At 38.2% G+C, this 16,967-nt stretch carries 14 protein-coding genes and 1 tRNA gene; 7 read left to right on the top strand and 8 right to left on the bottom strand.

Going from position 1 to position 16,967, the window contains the following annotated elements; all coding sequences use genetic code 11:
• Nucleotides 1-66: 66 nt before the first annotated feature.
• From PLK24_RS02565 to PLK24_RS02535, 7 genes are all read right to left on the bottom strand, one after another.
• Nucleotides 67-990: a sugar ABC transporter substrate-binding protein gene (locus PLK24_RS02565; RefSeq protein WP_324476199.1), complete on the bottom strand. Its 924-nt coding sequence runs from the start codon at nt 988-990 to the stop codon at nt 67-69.
• A gap of 115 nt (nt 991-1,105) precedes the next feature.
• On the bottom strand, nt 1,106-2,041 hold the full coding sequence (locus PLK24_RS02560) for an ABC transporter permease (protein ID WP_324476198.1): 936 nt from the start codon (nt 2,039-2,041) through the stop codon (nt 1,106-1,108).
• A 236-nt stretch (nt 2,042-2,277) separates the two neighbouring features.
• Nucleotides 2,278-3,804 (bottom strand): sugar ABC transporter ATP-binding protein, encoded by a 1,527-nt coding sequence (locus PLK24_RS02555; RefSeq protein ID WP_324476197.1) that lies wholly within the window; start codon nt 3,802-3,804, stop codon nt 2,278-2,280.
• A gap of 237 nt (nt 3,805-4,041) precedes the next feature.
• Nucleotides 4,042-4,917 carry a sugar phosphate isomerase/epimerase family protein gene (locus PLK24_RS02550; RefSeq protein ID WP_324476196.1) on the bottom strand — a complete coding sequence of 292 codons (876 nt, stop codon included), beginning with the start codon at nt 4,915-4,917 and terminating at the stop codon, nt 4,042-4,044.
• Nucleotides 4,918-4,931: 14 nt separating this feature from the next.
• Nucleotides 4,932-5,969, bottom strand: coding sequence for an ABC transporter permease (locus PLK24_RS02545; RefSeq protein WP_324476195.1), 1,038 nt, complete (start codon nt 5,967-5,969; stop codon nt 4,932-4,934).
• Nucleotides 5,953-7,482 (bottom strand): sugar ABC transporter ATP-binding protein, encoded by a 1,530-nt coding sequence (locus PLK24_RS02540; RefSeq protein WP_324476194.1) that lies wholly within the window; start codon nt 7,480-7,482, stop codon nt 5,953-5,955. The genes PLK24_RS02545 and PLK24_RS02540 overlap by 17 nt, the downstream gene beginning before the upstream one ends.
• Before the next feature lie 64 nt (nt 7,483-7,546).
• Nucleotides 7,547-8,557, bottom strand: a complete 1,011-nt coding sequence (locus tag PLK24_RS02535) for a sugar ABC transporter substrate-binding protein (RefSeq protein WP_324476193.1) — start codon at nt 8,555-8,557, stop codon at nt 7,547-7,549.
• Nucleotides 8,558-8,881: 324 nt separating this feature from the next.
• Between PLK24_RS02535 and PLK24_RS02530 the strand changes: the two genes are divergently transcribed.
• From PLK24_RS02530 to PLK24_RS02510, 5 genes are all read left to right on the top strand, one after another.
• Nucleotides 8,882-10,360: a DUF1538 domain-containing protein gene (locus PLK24_RS02530; protein WP_324476192.1), complete on the top strand. Its 1,479-nt coding sequence runs from the start codon at nt 8,882-8,884 to the stop codon at nt 10,358-10,360.
• 7 nt (nt 10,361-10,367) lie between these two features.
• Nucleotides 10,368-11,042 (top strand): P-II family nitrogen regulator, encoded by a 675-nt coding sequence (locus PLK24_RS02525; RefSeq protein WP_324476191.1) that lies wholly within the window; start codon nt 10,368-10,370, stop codon nt 11,040-11,042.
• 389 nt (nt 11,043-11,431) lie between these two features.
• Nucleotides 11,432-11,641: a hypothetical protein gene (locus PLK24_RS02520; RefSeq protein WP_324476190.1), complete on the top strand. Its 210-nt coding sequence runs from the start codon at nt 11,432-11,434 to the stop codon at nt 11,639-11,641.
• A 435-nt stretch (nt 11,642-12,076) separates the two neighbouring features.
• Nucleotides 12,077-13,366, top strand: a complete 1,290-nt coding sequence (locus PLK24_RS02515; protein WP_324476189.1) for an iron-containing alcohol dehydrogenase — start codon at nt 12,077-12,079, stop codon at nt 13,364-13,366.
• Nucleotides 13,367-14,322: 956 nt separating this feature from the next.
• Nucleotides 14,323-14,475: a hypothetical protein gene (locus PLK24_RS02510; RefSeq protein WP_324476188.1), complete on the top strand. Its 153-nt coding sequence runs from the start codon at nt 14,323-14,325 to the stop codon at nt 14,473-14,475.
• 438 nt (nt 14,476-14,913) lie between these two features.
• Here PLK24_RS02510 and PLK24_RS02505 read toward each other — a convergent pair.
• Nucleotides 14,914-14,989: transfer RNA gene (locus PLK24_RS02505), tRNA-Lys, on the bottom strand.
• A 377-nt stretch (nt 14,990-15,366) separates the two neighbouring features.
• On the opposite strand from PLK24_RS02505, the gene mntA reads away from it, so the two are divergent.
• Nucleotides 15,367-15,792 (top strand): type VII toxin-antitoxin system MntA family adenylyltransferase antitoxin, encoded by a 426-nt coding sequence (mntA, locus tag PLK24_RS02500; protein WP_324476187.1) that lies wholly within the window; start codon nt 15,367-15,369, stop codon nt 15,790-15,792.
• Complete coding sequence (gene hepT, locus PLK24_RS02495; RefSeq protein WP_324476186.1) at nt 15,785-16,210, top strand: type VII toxin-antitoxin system HepT family RNase toxin; 426 nt, start codon at nt 15,785-15,787, stop codon at nt 16,208-16,210. The genes mntA and hepT overlap by 8 nt, the downstream gene beginning before the upstream one ends.
• The last annotated feature ends 757 nt before the right edge of the window (nt 16,211-16,967 follow it).

The following is a 16,967-nucleotide window of genomic DNA, read 5'->3' as shown; positions in this document are numbered from 1 at the left end:
AAACAATAAAAAAACCGATGTCTGGTTGATTTTAAATAACCAGACATCGGTTAAAGGGTTGTCTACTTATTGAAGAAATTCATCCACATTGCTTTGATCGATGATAAAACCATCGATCGGAATGTATTTTGGAACTTCTTTTCCATTGATGATGTCAACTAAGAGCGAGACGGAATCCTGTCCCATTTTCACGTTGTCTTGTTTGATGGTTGCCAGGATTTCTCCTTCTTTAATGGCTTTTAGGTTGGCAGGGTCGCCATCAAAGCCAACAATGATAATCTTTCCCATCTGACCTCTTTCGGTTACTACAGATTTTACCGACATAGCTCCCGGGTCCCAGGCAGAAAAAACCGCTGTTACCTCTGGATTAGCGGCTAATTCATTTTGAGCAATTTCATAAGCTTTTTCCGGAAGCCAATCGGCAGCTCGGAAAATCACTTCGACTCCAGCAGCTTCAAGGACTTCAGTTACACCATTTTTACGAGCATCACCAGTTTGATGCCCCAAAACGCCGCCCACGATTAATACTTTTCCAGGTCGAGTCATGTGGTCGAGAATATATTGACCGGCAATTTTGGCCGAGGAAAGGTTATCAGTTTGCACCAGCGAGGCAATATGAGGATGGTCGATGCCAGTATCGACGGCGACCACCGGAATCCCAACTTCACTTGCTTTATCCAGCGAATCGTCGAATGCTCTGCTGTCAGCGGCACCGATAATAATTCCACTAACTCCCATTTGAATGGCATTATCAAAAGAATTCTTTTGGGCTTGAGCATCCATGCTGGGAGGAGTGAGGTCAATAAACTCCACCCCCAGTTCGTTAGCTCGATTGCGGGCTTCATTTCTTAAGGTAATCCAAAAAGGCAGGTCGGTTGAGGCTCCAATATAAGCGATAGAAATTTTCTCTTCTTCACCGAGTGCCACATTTCCAACCAAAACACAAATAAAAAGACTCATAATTACCAATAAAAATAGTTTTTTCCTCATTAAAAAATCCCTCCTTAAGATTTAACTTTATTTCTTTATCAACTCATACAACACATTACAACTATTTCTGAAATAAAAGAGAACTAATCTCAACTTTTTGTCGATATCGCCCATTCTATAAAGTTCTTTTTCGTTGAGCAGTATCAATCCAGACGGCTAAAATAATAACGATACCAATAGAAACCCGTTGCCAGGAAGAACCAACCCCCATATGGCTTAATCCACTGGCTAAACAGGTCATGATCAATACACCGATAATGGTTCTTCCAACACCACCAATCCCGCCCGACATGCTGGTTCCACCGATAACCACGGCAGCAATTGAGTTCATTTCCATGCCTTGACCAAAAGTAGAATTGGCGAAGTTCAACCGAGCAGTTAATAGTACCGCAGCTAGTCCTGCCATTAAGCCGCCGATGGCATAGTAGATGACCTTACATTTATTGACTCTAATGCCGGACAAGCGAGCGACTTCCTGGTTTCCTCCTATAGCATAGGCATTAAAACCCAGGCGAGTTTTGCCCAGCATAAATGCCACAACCAGGTAAGCAGCAGCCATGATTAAGACTGGAATAAAATACCCTGATCCTAGTGCTCGAAAAGCACGAGGAAAGGAGGACATGTCTTTTCCAGCACCCAATAATTCTGAGAAACCCCGAAGTACCATCATCATCCCCAAAGTAACGATCAATGGTGAAACGCCGGTGGCTACAATAATCAAACCATTTACGGTTCCCCAAAAAGCGCCAATACCGAGAGCGATGAATACTATAAGCCAAACTGGATATTGGAGGTTGAGCATGCTACCGACGGAAACAGCCACAAAAGTAAGAACCGATCCAACAGAAAGGTCAAGACCTGCGGATAGAAGAACAACCGTTGTTCCAACCGCCATGACACCTAATACGGTTGCCTGGGAAAAAATGGTTTGGAAATTACTAGTTGCTCGGTAGGTTGGTGCAAATATGAAAAAAATCACATTAATGGCTACTAATCCTAATAGAGCTTGTGTTGCTCGTTGAAATTGTTTCAACAGGGATGATGAAACCATATTTCTTATCCTCTCTTATACACTCTTTTTAAAAAGTATCAATTGGGATCTAATTGCATTGAATGATGCTTGCTTAAATGTTTTTCTTCATTATTATCAACTGAACTTTTTTAACAACTTAAAGTTACTTTAGGTCAACTTTCTTAATTTCTTTTCAAGACTAAAAAATAACTTCTTGCTTATAAACCACCTCCTCAAACTCTCTAGCCGAAATGAGGCGAGAGCAATATTGACTTTTAACGAAATTCTCCCACGCCTATGGCAGCCTTTAGAATATCATCTTCGCTAGCGGTATTACGTGGAAATTCTTTTACAATTTTGCCCCGACGCATTACCATGACGCGATGGCTCATTTCCATGGCTTCGGCATAATCGGAAGTAAACATGATGATAGAGGTTCCCTCAGCCAGGAGTTCTTGCATAATCCGGTACACCTCTCTGCGGCCAATGATATCGATACCGCGGGTAGGTTCATCAAAAAGGATGACTTTGGCATGAGTGCCAAGCCATTTGGCCAAAACCAATTTTTGCTGATTCCCCCCGGAGAGCTGACCGGCCAGGGTAAAACGATGAGGTGCTTTGATGGTTAGCTCTTTCATGTAAAAATCTATCTCATCATTCATTATTTTAATCTTCACCAAACCGAAAGGGCTCAGTCGATTAATATTGGGCAGTCCGTAATTGTTTCTTAAGGATTGATCGAGAATAACCCCTTCGGTTTTCCGATTTTCGGTAAGAAATGAGATGCCATGTCGAATAGCCTCTTCAGGAGTTCTCACCGTAACTTTTTTATCCTCAATATAAAGATTCCCACTAGTGGGCGGGTCAACACCGGCAATCGCCCGAGCCAGCTCGGTTTTGCCGGCTCCCATTAAGCCGGTTATTCCTAAAATTTCTCCTTTTCGAAGCATGAAATCAATACCTAGAACTGCTGTCCCTTTTTGAAAATTTTCCAGTCGAAGAATGATTTTTTCCTGGGGAGTTGGAAGAGAAGGGTATTGTTTGCCAATTTTCCCGCCGATCATTTTTTCAATCATGGTTTCAAGAGTAAGGTCTCGAATAGAGAAAGTACCAACATTTTTTCCGTCTCGCAGGATGGTGACTCTATCACCTAATTCATAAACTTCAGCGTAGCGGTGGGAGATATAGATAAAACCAACCCCCTCTTTTTTTAGGTGGTTGATCACTTTAAAAAGGTCATTACGAGATGTGCTTTCTAAAACATCGGTTGGTTCATCGAGAACGATAACCCGAGCGTCGGTAACCAAAGCTCGAGCAATCTCAACCATCTTTTGCTGGGTAACGCTGAGTGTTGATACAATTCGGTGAGGATCTAATTGAATGTTGAAACGCTCTAAAAGTTGGGAAGCAGTTTTGTAAAGGGTTAAGGTATTGATTATCCCCAATTTACGGATTCCTAAGGGCTCAACCCCAAGGAATATGTTGCGGGCAATATCAATTTGAGGAACCAGATTGAGTTCTTGATAAATGAAACGAAGTCCTTTTTTAAGAGGGACTTCTGGAGATTCAATGGTCACTTTTTCACCAAAAATGAATATCTCACCACTATCAGCAGGAAATGCTCCACTCAGTACTTTGATAAGAGTTGACTTTCCTGCTCCGTTTTCACCAAGCAGGACATGAACCTCTCCAGGAAGGAGTTCAAAATCGACCTGGTTAAGGGCAATAACCCCCGGAAAACGTTTGACAATCCCCTTCATTATTATCAAAGGAACATGAGTGGTTGAGTTAAACTGGTTCATTATTTCCCCTGCCTCATTGGTTTGTGGTGTTGCTTTTAGATTGACTAAAAGCGAAGTAATGCAACCGATTTCAATTTATCATAGAAAATATTCACTGTCAACAGATAAGGCATTCATTAAAATAACTGTGGTGAATAAGTGACTATTATACCAATAAATTGAAATCGGTTGCTTAACGGTTAGCTTTTATAGCAATTTTTCCCAGACAAAAACTCAACGGACTTTTTTAAATTTAGTCTAAAGGCTTTTTTCCTCTGGAATGTTCAGAGTTTGGAGAGTTTTCCTAAGCCAGTGAAGAGATTTCTCGATTAATGGTCCACCCTGGCCTTCACACTCAATGCTCAATACCCCATTATAACCAGAATCTCGGAGCATTTTAATGACGGTTATAATGTTTTCGGCATTGACTCCTTCACCGATAGCAGCATGACTAATACCAATGCCGGTTTCTTTCCCTCTTAAGGAGTCGGCCAAACTTGTTGATACGTCTTTAATATGGACATGTTTAATTCTTTTAATAAATTGTTGACAAAAAACCACCGGATCTTGACCGGCAATAAAACTGTTGCCAGTATCAAAATTTAAACCAAAATAATCGCTTTGAGCAAAGTTGAGCATCTTATCCAAGAATTCGGGTTTCGTCGTGAAATACCCGTGGACTTCGATATTAATGTTAATGCTGTATCGTTCGGCTTTCTCAATAATGGTTCCGTAAGCATGCTTCATAAGTTCCAAGGCATCACTTTCAGAGAGTCCTTCTGGTTTATACAACCCATCGGTGGTAGCAATATTGGGACAATTGGCAATCTTCGCCCAGGGGAGGGTTTTTAAAACATACTGCACACCAAAGTATAAACCGTCATGTCCCGACAAAGGATAAGCTGCATCAATTTGAGAAAAAACAACACCATAGGATTCCATCTTTTCTCTTATTTCCATCGGATCTTCTGATAAAGAAATATGAGGGAAATACCCCAAACCATGAATCCAATTGACTCCTTCTAAAGATCCGCATTCGATAAAATGAACATCATTTTTATGAGCCCATTGCAAGGCTTTTTCGAAATTAAAAACTGATGAATTAAAAGCGTCGGTGTGAAAACTTATTTTCATAAAAAGCTCTCCTTTTACTCAATAGCTTTTTTAGTGCTTTTCCCCGATCGGGCATGACCTTTGTAAGAACTGAAAATGCTCATAGCCAACGAAGCGATGATGAGTAAACCAAAGGTAACTTGTTGATAATAAGGATTTACCCGCATCATGTTGAGGGCATTGGAGATGATTCCCATGAGCAGAACTCCCAGAAGGGTTCCGATAATTCTTCCTTTTCCTCCCGATAAGGGTGTGCCTCCGATGACGACAGCACCGATGGCTTTTAGCTCAATACCACTTCCGGTCGATGGTTGGGCAGCGCCAATTCTCGAAAGTAATACCATTGAGCCGATTCCAACAAAAAAACCGCTGAAAAGAAAAGCATAATACTTGGTTTTGATCACTGAAATGCCCGAGAGATAAGCTGCCGCCGGATTACTGCCTACTGAGTAAATTCTCCTCCCAAACTTGGTATAAGCCAATATGAAATGAACGACCAAATAAGCACCCAGGCTGATGACAAAGCTCAAAGGGAGAATATTGCCTAAACGAGTCATGCCGATCGTTTCAGCCTGGCCGTAAATAGTTTGAAAGGACCCTTTGGTGATGGCTAAAGCAATTCCCTGGAAAACACTGATAAATGCCAGTGAAGTAATGAAGGAAGGGGCTTTAAAGGTATGAGCAGTCAACCCAACTAAAAAGCTACTAAAAATTGCCAAGGCAATACCGGTGATAAAAGAAGGGAAGACACCTATCCCGCTCTTAATCATAATTGCCATTACACAGGAAGATAATCCAATATTAGCCCCAACAGAAATATCAATTTCACCAGAAATAATCAATAATGTCATTCCTGATGAGACTATTCCAAGGACGGCTATTTGTTCTAAAACATTTATTATGTTGCTCACAGTAAAAAACCTAGGATTGACGATTCCAGTGATAATAGCGATGAGAAATTCAGCCAACAAAAGGAGAAACCACTGGCTACGAAATATCAATTGATACTTGTTATTTTTAACCAATGTTCCACTTCCAACGCCAGGTGATTTCACATTAGGATTTGTCTGCATTGGTCTTTTCTCCCTTTTCCTCGACCCCCATGAATTTTTTTATTAAATCTTCTTCTTTAATTTGCTGATTATCAAGGATTTCCACAACTCGATTATCACGCATGACAACAATCCGATCGCTTAAAGAAAGCAGTTCTGGCATATCAGAGGAGACCATAATAATACTCTTTCCTTTTTCAGCCAATTCCACCATGAGTTCATAGATTTGCTGCTTGGCGCCAATATCTACTCCCTTGGTGGGTTCATCAAAGATACACAGCGTAGCGTCATCGAGAAGCCATCGGGCAATAACTACCTTTTGTTGATTGCCTCCCGATAGTTCCTCCACCAGTTGATTGATATCACTGGTTGCGATGGATAGCTCTTCCACCATTAGATTCGAGAGTTCTTTTTCTTCATCGCGATCGACGATAAAGCCCTTAAAAACATCATTATGGACTAAGGCCATGTTTTCAATGAGGTTTCTGCCAATGAAAAGACCAAGCTTGCGACGATCTTCGGTAATCAGGCCAATGCCAGCTCGAATGGCATCCCGGGGATTATGAATAACGGCTTCTTTTCCATTGATGATAACCTTGCCGCTATCAGGTTGTTGAATCCCAAAAATCAGCCCCACCAATTCTGAACGACCAGCACCAACCAAACCACCGATTCCTAAGATTTCTCCTTTTTTTATATCGAAATTAACTGGGTGGAGGACACCTTTTTTGGATAGGTTTTGAATTTGGACTTGTATTGGGCCCAGAGGTATTTTTTTCCTATGATAAAAAGCCGAGGCCTCTCGACCTACCATGCCCCGAATCACTGTTTCTATATCAACCGAAGCCACATCATAAGTGTTAACTAACTTTCCATCTTTTAAAATAGTTACTCGATCACCTATCATAAATATTTCTTCTAAATAATGAGATATATAAATAATACCGATACCGCGTTGTTTAAGGTTCTGAATGATCTTCATCAAGGCTTTTTTTTCTTCTAAACCGAGTGAGCTGGTCGGTTCATCCATGATGATAATTTTAGAATCACGATAGAGAGCTTTGACAATTTCCAGCATCTGTTTTTGGGAAACGGAAAGTTCCTCCACTAAAGAGTCAACCGGTAGATTCATGTGGAGGGTGTTGATTATTTCTTGGGCTTTTTGAAATTGGATTTTCTTATCAATAATAAAGGGGAGAGAAGCAGATTTTTCGTCACCAAGGAAAATATTATCGGTAACGGTGAGAGACTCAACCAACTCGGCATCTTGATAGACGGTAGATATTCCCAATTCAATGGCTTTTCTAGGAGTCATCGATGTGATTTTTTTACCGGCAATGTAAAGCTTACCACTTTCGGGAGAGATGGCTCCTGAAAGGATTTTGATGAGAGTTGATTTTCCGGCACCATTTTCACCAACCAGACAATGAATCTCGCCCTTTCTCAGGTCGAAAGAGACATTATCAAGAACTTTATGAATTCCATAAATTTTGGTGATATTTTGGAGAGAAACTAAAAGTTGATTATTTTCCATTTTTCATCGGGTTTTAAAAAAGAATGCAACGGGGATTCCCCCGTTGCATTCTTCTATAGTATTTTTAATAAACTTCAAGGTCATTATATTGGGGGAAATAGGTTTTGGTAAGTTCGATCCAAACCGGGTCGACATCCCACGGGACCACCTTGGTTTTATCGTCGATGGTTTCAGGGGTAATGGGAGTATTCGGTAAAAGAATTTGCTGCCGTTTATCAGTAATCTGTCCTTTCACATAGGAGTGGAGAGCCAGGAAAGAAACTAAACCTTCCCAGCCGGGCGAGGTTGAGATTGAGTATTGAATACCTCCCTCTTTAATCAACTCAATGCCATAAGGAGCGCCATTGGTAGTGATGACTTTGATAGGATTATTCAATAAATCTCGTCCTTTGAGCATACGAACTACTGCTGCTCCCATTTCTTCATTAAAGACGAAGAGAATAGTGAAGTCATACCCGGATTCGATAAGGTCTTGAGCCTGGTCAACAGCCACAGTGGGAGTATATTTACCATCTCGCACCGCTACAATTTCATTCTTTCCCAATTCGGCGACTTTGGGTTCGAAGGATTCCCGGAACATCTGAACTGGAATGTGTTCAAACAAACCCATGATAATAGCAATTTTTTCTCCAGGATAATTGTTGGCGATATATTCGGCAACATTCACTCCCATACCTTTCCAGTCAAAGTCAATGCAAGCGACAATCTCATCAGGAGAGGCTAAAACCTGACCGACATTGTCGGTTACCACTAATGGGACTCCGGCAGCGGCACATTCACGAGCAGCTATAAAAGCGCCGTTGGGATTGAACGAGAAAATACACATTCCATCAACGCCCATGTCAATCAAGGTTTTAATATTGGTAATTTCTTTCTCGGTGTCATAATCGGAATTCAAAACGACCACTTCTACACCAGCCATCTCAGCTCCATAGGAAAATCCCTCAACATCCTTTTTATACCAGGTATCTGGACCAGGGGTAACATATCCATAGGTTAAAGCCAGGACTGGTATTGATAGGATAAATAAGAGAGCCAGAGTGAGGATACCTAAAAAAACTTTCTTTAACTTCATGACAATTCCCTCCTATAGGTAAATTCTTAGTTCAATTTTAGGTTTTCATTGATTCGGTTGTCAAGTAAGTTTGGATTTCAGGGAGGTTCCTTTTTAAAAAGAGCTACCAGACATCTTTTCCACCAGGGGAAAATGCAGAGAATATGATGGTGAAATGGTGAAAAGGCGCCGGGGGTGAGAGCGAGATAAAGAAAAGGGAATCTTGATAAGAAACCTAAATTCTTTTATGATTTATTCATAATATTTTCAGGGAACTTGGAAGAGAAATCACCAGCTATTCAATAAAGCTATGGCAGAGTTGATAATCGAAAGGACAAGTATATTTTGAATGTTCTCAATGAAAAACTTAAAGAAGTATTCGTTTCGGTTTTTCCTATCACCATTATTGTTTTTATTCTTCATTTTACGATTGCTCCAGTTGAACTATATCAACTACTTAGGTTTATAATTGGAGCAGTTTTAATTTTTTTTGGATTATCGGTTTTTTTGTTGGGTGTTGATATCGGAGTGAGCCAAATTGGTCATCTAATGGGTTCATTTCTGGTTAAAAGCAACAAAGTTTTGATTGTAGGTGTTATTGGTCTTATTTTGGGATTTTTCATTTCGATTGCTGAGCCCGATTTGCACGTTCTTGCCAATCAAGTTGATTTAGTAACCTCTGGTACCATCTCCAAAACCAGTATTCTCGTCATTGTTTCAATTGGAATAGCGGTTTTAATGACCATTGGTTTGTTTAGAATCATTTTTAATATATCTCTTCAAAAAGTGTTTATAGGAATGTATTCCTTAGTTTTAATATTTTCTTTATTTTCTCTTCCCGAATATTTAGCAATAGGCTTTGATGCTTCTGGAGCAACCACTGGTGCCATGACTGTTCCTTTTATCTTGGCTCTCGCCGTTGGTGTTTCTTCTCTAAAAAAGAACGGAATAACTTCGGAGGAAGATAGCTTTGGTTTGGTCGGTATTACTTCAATAGGTCCAATTCTATCTATTGTTCTAGTTGGATTGTTTCTAAAGCAAAATAAATTGTCAGAGGTTGCTGTCAATCAAATGTCACTATCCTCCTCGGTTCTATATCCATTTATTCAGAAACTTCCGATCATTATGAGTGAAATAATGCTCGCTATTCTTCCTTTGTTAGTTGTCTTTATATTATATAAATTAATTGTCAAAGATTTATCAAAAAGAGCATTCATTCGAATTCTGAAAGGACTGATCTATGCTTATTTTGGATTAGTGATTTTTTTGCTCGGTGTCAATGCAGGATTTATGGAAGTTGGATATATAATTGGTTATAAAGTAGCATCTCTCAATGGTCAATGGATAATTGTCATTGTGGGTTTTATTTTAGGGTTGGTCACGGTATTAGCCGAACCGGCTGTCCATGTTCTAACTGAACAAATTGAAGATATTACGAGTGGATATGTACAAAAAAGAATAATTAATATTGCTCTATCAACAGGTGTGGGTTTTGCGGTAGCTTTGTCAATGCTTAGAATTGTTATACCGGGAATCCAATTATGGCATTATCTTTTGCCGGGATTTTCTGCTGCTCTATTGATGACTTTTTTCGTTCCAAATTTATTTATTGGAATTGCTTTTGATTCAGGAGGCGTTGCCTCTGGTCCAATGACAGCAACTTTCATTTTGGCGTTTTCACAGGGTGCTGCCAGCGCAACTCAAAGTGCCAATGTGTTAATTGATGGATTCGGAATGATTGCTATGGTAGCGTTAACACCACTCATTGCTTTACAAATTATTGGTTTTATTTATAAGCGAAAATCTGGAAAAAGAGGGATATAAAAAGAGAATGGATAAATGTCCTGATAGCAGAGAATATGAGTTGTTTTGTGTGATAGTGAACCATGGTGTTGGGAGTAAAATTATTAAATTTGCAAAACAGCATGGAATTAGCGGAGCAACGGTCATTTTGGGCAAGGGAACGATTAAAAATCATTGGTTGGAGGCCCTTGAGCTTTTTGAAATAAGAAGAGAAATTGTGTTTGTTGTGGCAGAAAAAGAATTAGGATATTCGGTAATGAATGAAATCGAGAAAAAATTCGATTTAAAAAAACCCAACCATGGAATTGCTTTTACCTTCTCTTTAAGTAATTTTTTAGGGGCTCGATACTGCATATTTACCAAAAAGGTAAAAAGGGAGATTGGAGAAAAGATTATGTATAATGCGGTCTTTGTGGTTGTCGATAAGGGTCAAGCAGAATCGGTTATTGAAGCTGCCAATTCGGCAGGTTCTCGGGGAGGAACCATTATTAACGCCAGAGGTTCAGGAATTCATGAAACCGAAACCTTGTTTTCTATGGCCATTGAACCTGAAAAGGAAATTGTTTTTATTATTTCCAAAAGCGATCTCACCGATCCAATTGTTAATAAAATAAGAGAGGAACTCAAAATTGATGAACCAGGAAAAGGAATAATCTTCGTTCTCGATGTAAACAAAACCTACGGGTTATTTAATACCAAATAACCAACGATTTTCTTAATGGATAAGGATACTCATTCAGAGTATTTCTATTTCAATATCATCAGGTGGGGAATTTTGACCGGCTGATTTAGTTTTAAACTCATATAAGTGCTGAATCAAAAATACACTGTGAAAATAGAAAAAATAACTGAAGTAAGGAAGGTATATCATAAAAAGGCTTTCATGCCAGCAATTAACCTTTTCATGGCACTTCTGTTATGAACTGGCTGCTGTGGTACTCCTCAAAACAATCAAGCTGAAAGTGACCTGGTGTGTTCCATGGATATTCAAATTTCTAATAATCAAATCTGTTATCAGAGTAGTCTTGCCAATAATAGTATCCAAGGTTTTGTCATCAACACTGTTGAAGCGACGGTTTGTGTCTTGGGTGTTTGCGGGTTGCCCAGACAATTCCTGAAGCAGAAGCCTATTGCCCTCCCGGACAATCGGAAACTAATGCTGGGTGTATTGACTTACCTGCTAACCCTGTAATTTTGTCAGGATCATTGAAGTTTGTCTATTCAGGAACCTATGATGATGGAACATTTGAAGAAAAGACCTGTACTGTCAACGGAAGATTACCTAAAAAACCCAAGAGCTAAAAAATGCCGTCTTCCTGAGACTTTATATTCAGAAGTCGTGAGGATCTCATTTTTTTTAAAAAATACTATATGAGATTGCCACGTCGCATAAAACGTTCCTCGCAATGACGAAGCAGTATATAATTCAAATCCTCCCTAACCCTTTTTTTATAAAGGGGAAACGAATCCTGGATAAGTATTTTCATCCCTATCTATTGCTACAAACCAGCATGAACGTCTATCCTGAAAATACCGAAGTGAGTAATAAATGATTAAAAATGAGGTAAAACACACACCCCTGAATCACTCCTAAATAGTGGAATCAATTCAACAATTTCCTTCTTTGAGGGTATCGCTTTTGCGGTGGGGAGGGTTATTCCTATATAATAATATATAAACATTAAGGAAAAAAATTTTTATAATTAATCTTAAAAAATTAACTTAAAGGTGTGAGATATGGATAAAAACCAATTAAAAAAAGAAGCATATGAATTGATACGCGGTTTTAAAGGTGAAAATTACAGCTTTGGTCTCAATGTTTTAGATACAGTCGGTCAACATGTAGAAAAATGTGGAAAATCAGCATTAGTCATCGCCAATACAAAATTACATGAACAAATTATAAACCGGATATTAAATTCATTGGAAAAATATCAAATCACCATTGCAGGAGAAAAAATCTTTCCCAATGCAAAGCCCAACACTCCTCGTGAAGATGTCTATCGGTTAGAAAGCTATATTTTACATTTTAAGCCTGATTGCATAGTAGTTGTTGGGGGTGGGAGCTCAATCGATGCAGCGAAAATTGCCAATGTATTAGCTTCCCTCGGTGTTTATAGTCCCGAAATAGATACTTATTTAGGTGCTGGTCTGGTAACTGAAGGCTTAAAACAAACCGGCAAAAAGTTATTCCCCCTGGTTGCAGTGGAGATGGCGGCCAGTTCTGGATCACACCTGACCAGGTATGCTGTGGTTACTGATTCGGTTGCTGGTCAGAAAAAACTGATTGTAGACGATGCCATAATACCGAATCGAGCAGTCTTTGACTACACCGTTACAACGACTGCACCAATTGATCTTACCATTGATGGAGCTATGGACGGCCTTTCCCATTGCTTGGAATCTTTTTACGGTGTAAGTAAGGACAAAATAGAATCCCTTAAGAAAATATCTTTGACTGGCCTCGAGTTAATTTTAGATTACACCAAAAAAGCAAACGAAAACCCAAAAGATTTTGAAGCCAGAGAAGGACTAGGTCTTGGTACCGATTTAGGTGGATATGCAATTATGATTTGTGGAACCAATGGCGCTCATCTTTCCAGTTACTCCCTGGTAGATATATCAAGCCATGGTCGAGCCTGTGGTATTATGAATATTTATTATACCGTTTTTTTTGCTCCTGCTATTGAAGAAAAAGTCCGGTTTTTTGGAAATCTTCTCAAGGAAAAGGGTTTTATCTCGTCGAATCTCAATCAATTGCACGGAAAAGATTTAGGGATTGAGGTAGCGGGAGGATTAATCCAGTTTTATAAAAGCATTAATTTTCCAACAAAATTATCAGATCTTCCGGGATTTAATGATCAATATATTGAACGCACTTTGCAAGCGGCCAAAGATCCCCAGTTAGAAATGAAGCTCAAAAGCTTGCCGGTTCAAATTAACGCATCTGAGGTAGATGAATATATGGCGCCAATTTTAGAAGCTGCCAATACCGGGAATTTCGATTTAATAAAAATGAAATTATAAATTTCTTTTTTAGGTTTGAGCTAAATTATTGACATTGTTTGAACACCTTGAATCGACAAAAACCAAAAAAGGATTTAAGCTACATTTGGGACATCGCTTTGCCTCCTCTGGATTGGTTTTGCTGATACAAATACTGTGTTCAGAAAGTAGGCGGTGTCCATTTTTATTTCACTTTTCTATCAACTATTTAGGAGAAGAACCTTAAAATAGAAAGGCACCCTCTCCGCCGCAAAGCGGCACCCCTCCAAGGAGGGAAATTAAATGTTGTTATCTCAAAATAATAAGGGACATACAAACAGGGCTGCCCCTACGAGGAAAAAATACTGGAATATTATGAGACAATAAAAAATTAGATATATTGAAACCGTAGGGGTGAACACATAGGTTCGCACCTAGCCTTTTTAAAATTCAAGAATCAAGATCGAATCCCAAAAAATTATAATTAGGAGCAATTTATTGCCCCCTCAAATTTATAATCTTTTGTAGGAGCTTGATTTATCATGCCCATTCCAAATCCGTCATTGCGAGGAGTCTAACCGTTTTTTGGTTAGATGACGTGGCAATCTCATTTAGTATTTTTTTAAAAAAATAATTGAATGATGAGATCCTCACGGCTTCAAAATACGAAGCCTCAGGATGACGCCTTCGGTGTCAGATGAGATTTTCATGTCCTCAATAAGCGAGGACTCAGGATGACGCATCACTCTAATTCCTTCTCCCTTGATGTGAGAAGGTGAGGATGAGAGTAAAAGCCCAGAATAAGATCCTGGTTAGTGGCTCAATATGAGTTACCTTTAAAAATCATTTCGGTATTTTCAAGATAGATTTCTAATAATGAGGTATTTAATTCTTTAACTAAATGATCTCATAAGATGGAATTTCCCCAAGCTTAACCAATCGCGAAGATTTTTTTATGATATTATTTTATCCAGATTAATAAGATAGGAGGGGTAATTGTGGAATCCCTATTTTTATTATTAGGATGGAGTTCACCTATTGGTATCGGTATTTTTCTTTTATGTTTAGGTGGGATGATTTACCTTTTAACCAAAGCTGATACCGAATCAAAAAGAATGCGTAAGTCACAAGAAGAAAAAGTAAAGAAATAAATAGACTTATACCCACAAACCGAAAGAAAATTACAGGATCTTTTTTACTTATTATAAAAAAATAATATTTTTTTAGCTTTTTTTAACCCCAAACCCATTATTATAATTTACAAAAATTGTAATGTAGTGGGTTATTCTTCTTTTGGAAAAAGCAGTTTTTACCATTTTTAAACCACTGTAACAAGAAAAGATGAATGAATTTTACTTTTGAAGAATGAAAGGATCAAAACTTGATTCTTGAGTTTTTTCACTTTTTAATTCATTTCTATATAAGATGTTAATCAAATGATGACAATTGACGATCATTTCTTCTCATATCAATATTTTTGGTTGAGGTAACAATAAAACTTTATCAGGATTTTAAGTGATTTAATTCGGGTTTTTTTAAAAAGAAACTGAGAAAACCGGGAAATTGAATTTTTAGCTTTATAAAAAAAATGGTGAGCCATGAAGGATTCGAACCTTCGACACCCGGATTAAAAGTCCGGTGCTCTACCAACTGAGCTAATGGCCCACTCATCAACTGCAAAAATATATATCAATTTGATGGTTATGTCAACCGGTTTTGAAGAGTTTTCCTGAAATATAAAGAGGAAAAAGTTGTTAGAATCAAGGAGCAGGAACCAATTTCTTCATATTTCTTTAATTTAATTGCTCCTTCTCCCTTGATGGGAGAGAGTTGGGATGAGTGTGAAAATCCAGTATGAAAAACAGGTTTGGATATCTGAAGTAAAAGCTCGATAAGCTGTTCATGTTTCCCCCTCACCTTAATCCTCTCCCACCAGGGGAGAGGAAAAAAGAAGAAAAACAGGACAAGGCGAGGATGAGGGCGGTGTTTTCTTACTAACAACTCACTATATTTACCGGATATAAATGTGTTAAACTTAAAGAATGAGATATGGTCGATTTCCGATTTCTAATAATATTCTGGAACTCATTCCAGAAGCTCAAAAAGTTCTAAATAACCATCCGCAGGTGATTTTTGCTTACCTGTTTGGAGGATTAGCAAAAAGACATTTATCATCACTTAGTGATGTAGATATTGCTGTATATCTGATTGTGAATAAAAATGAATTAGAAATTAAAATGAATCTGCTTAATCAGTTAAGTAATGCGTTAAAAACCGATGAAATTGATCTGGTTATTTTAAATACTGCCTCCTTACCATTGATAGCCAGAATTATTCAGAATAAAAAAGTTTTGGTTGATAAGGATCCAAACCTAAGATACTCATTTGAATCATTGAATTTGAGAAAGTATTTTGATTTTTCTATTAAAGAAAAGGATATTTTGTATCGGAGATATAAAATTGGTTGACAAGACTCTAATATTAAGAAAATTAGCTAACTTTGATGAGTATCAAAATCAACTGAGTGAATTCATCGGAATAACCATCGATGAATATATGCAGGACTGGAAAATACAAAGAATTGTCGAAAGAACCTTCCAGATTTTAATCGAGACAGGAATTGATATTGCTAATCATATAATTTCTGATCAGGAATTAAGAATTCCCATAAGTTACAGCGACACCTTTAAGGTACTCCAAGAAAACAATATTATCAATAACCAACTTTATCAATCACTCGAAAAGATGGCAAAATTCAGAAATTTAATTGTTCATAGTTATGATAATATTGATTCAGCATTTATAATATCAATTTTAAGAAATAACCTTGATGATTTTACTGATTTTAAAAATTCTGTGTTGGAATGGATGAGTAAGAAAAAATAGTAAAATTATTTTAAAAAGTAATAGCCTCATCTCATTGGGAAGTTATCAGTGAATGTGATGGTGAATTCAACCACGAATAACACTGTTTACAACTTCTGGCCTTTTGTCTTCCTCGAATCCAAAGCTTTTTTATTTTAAAAACAAGGTATAACCCCAAATGTTATTGAGGCAGACACATAGGTCTGCCCCTACATCATATTTCTTTGATTTAATTGCTCCTTCTCCCTTGATGGGAGAAGATTGGGATGAGAGTGAAAATCCAGTATGCAAAACAGGTTTGGATATATGAAGTAAAAGCTCGATAAGCTATTCATGTTTCCCCCTCACCTTAATCCTCTCCCACCAGGGGAGAGGAAAAAAGAAGAAAAACGGGACAAGGCGAGGATGAAAGTAAAATTTTTTCAGCTCAATACTCACACTCAATTCTTACCCTTTTTTCAGAATAGACCATCATGCCACTTTCGTGACGCCAGATGAGGATGAAAACCCAGGATTCGACATGCCATGGCATGTCGCTAAATTAATAGGGCACAAAATACATTGTGCCCCTACAATTTTATATTCTTTGGTATGGGCTTGATTTATAAAGCCAGTGTATTTTCAGAATAGAAAAGAAATAACGAAAAAATTCAATTTGCCCCTTGCAAAAAAGACCAGATGCTATTAGAATACTATTTGCCAGTGAAATGGCGATTTAAGGAAGCACCTTGAAAACTGAATAGAATCTGTCAGGAATACACTTCAATCAATCAAACCT

Origin of the sequence: Atribacter sp. (genome assembly GCF_035418125.1) — a bacterium.
GTDB lineage: Bacteria > Atribacterota > Atribacteria > Atribacterales > Atribacteraceae > Atribacter > Atribacter allofermentans.
This window is presented reverse-complemented; position numbering and strand designations above follow the sequence as displayed.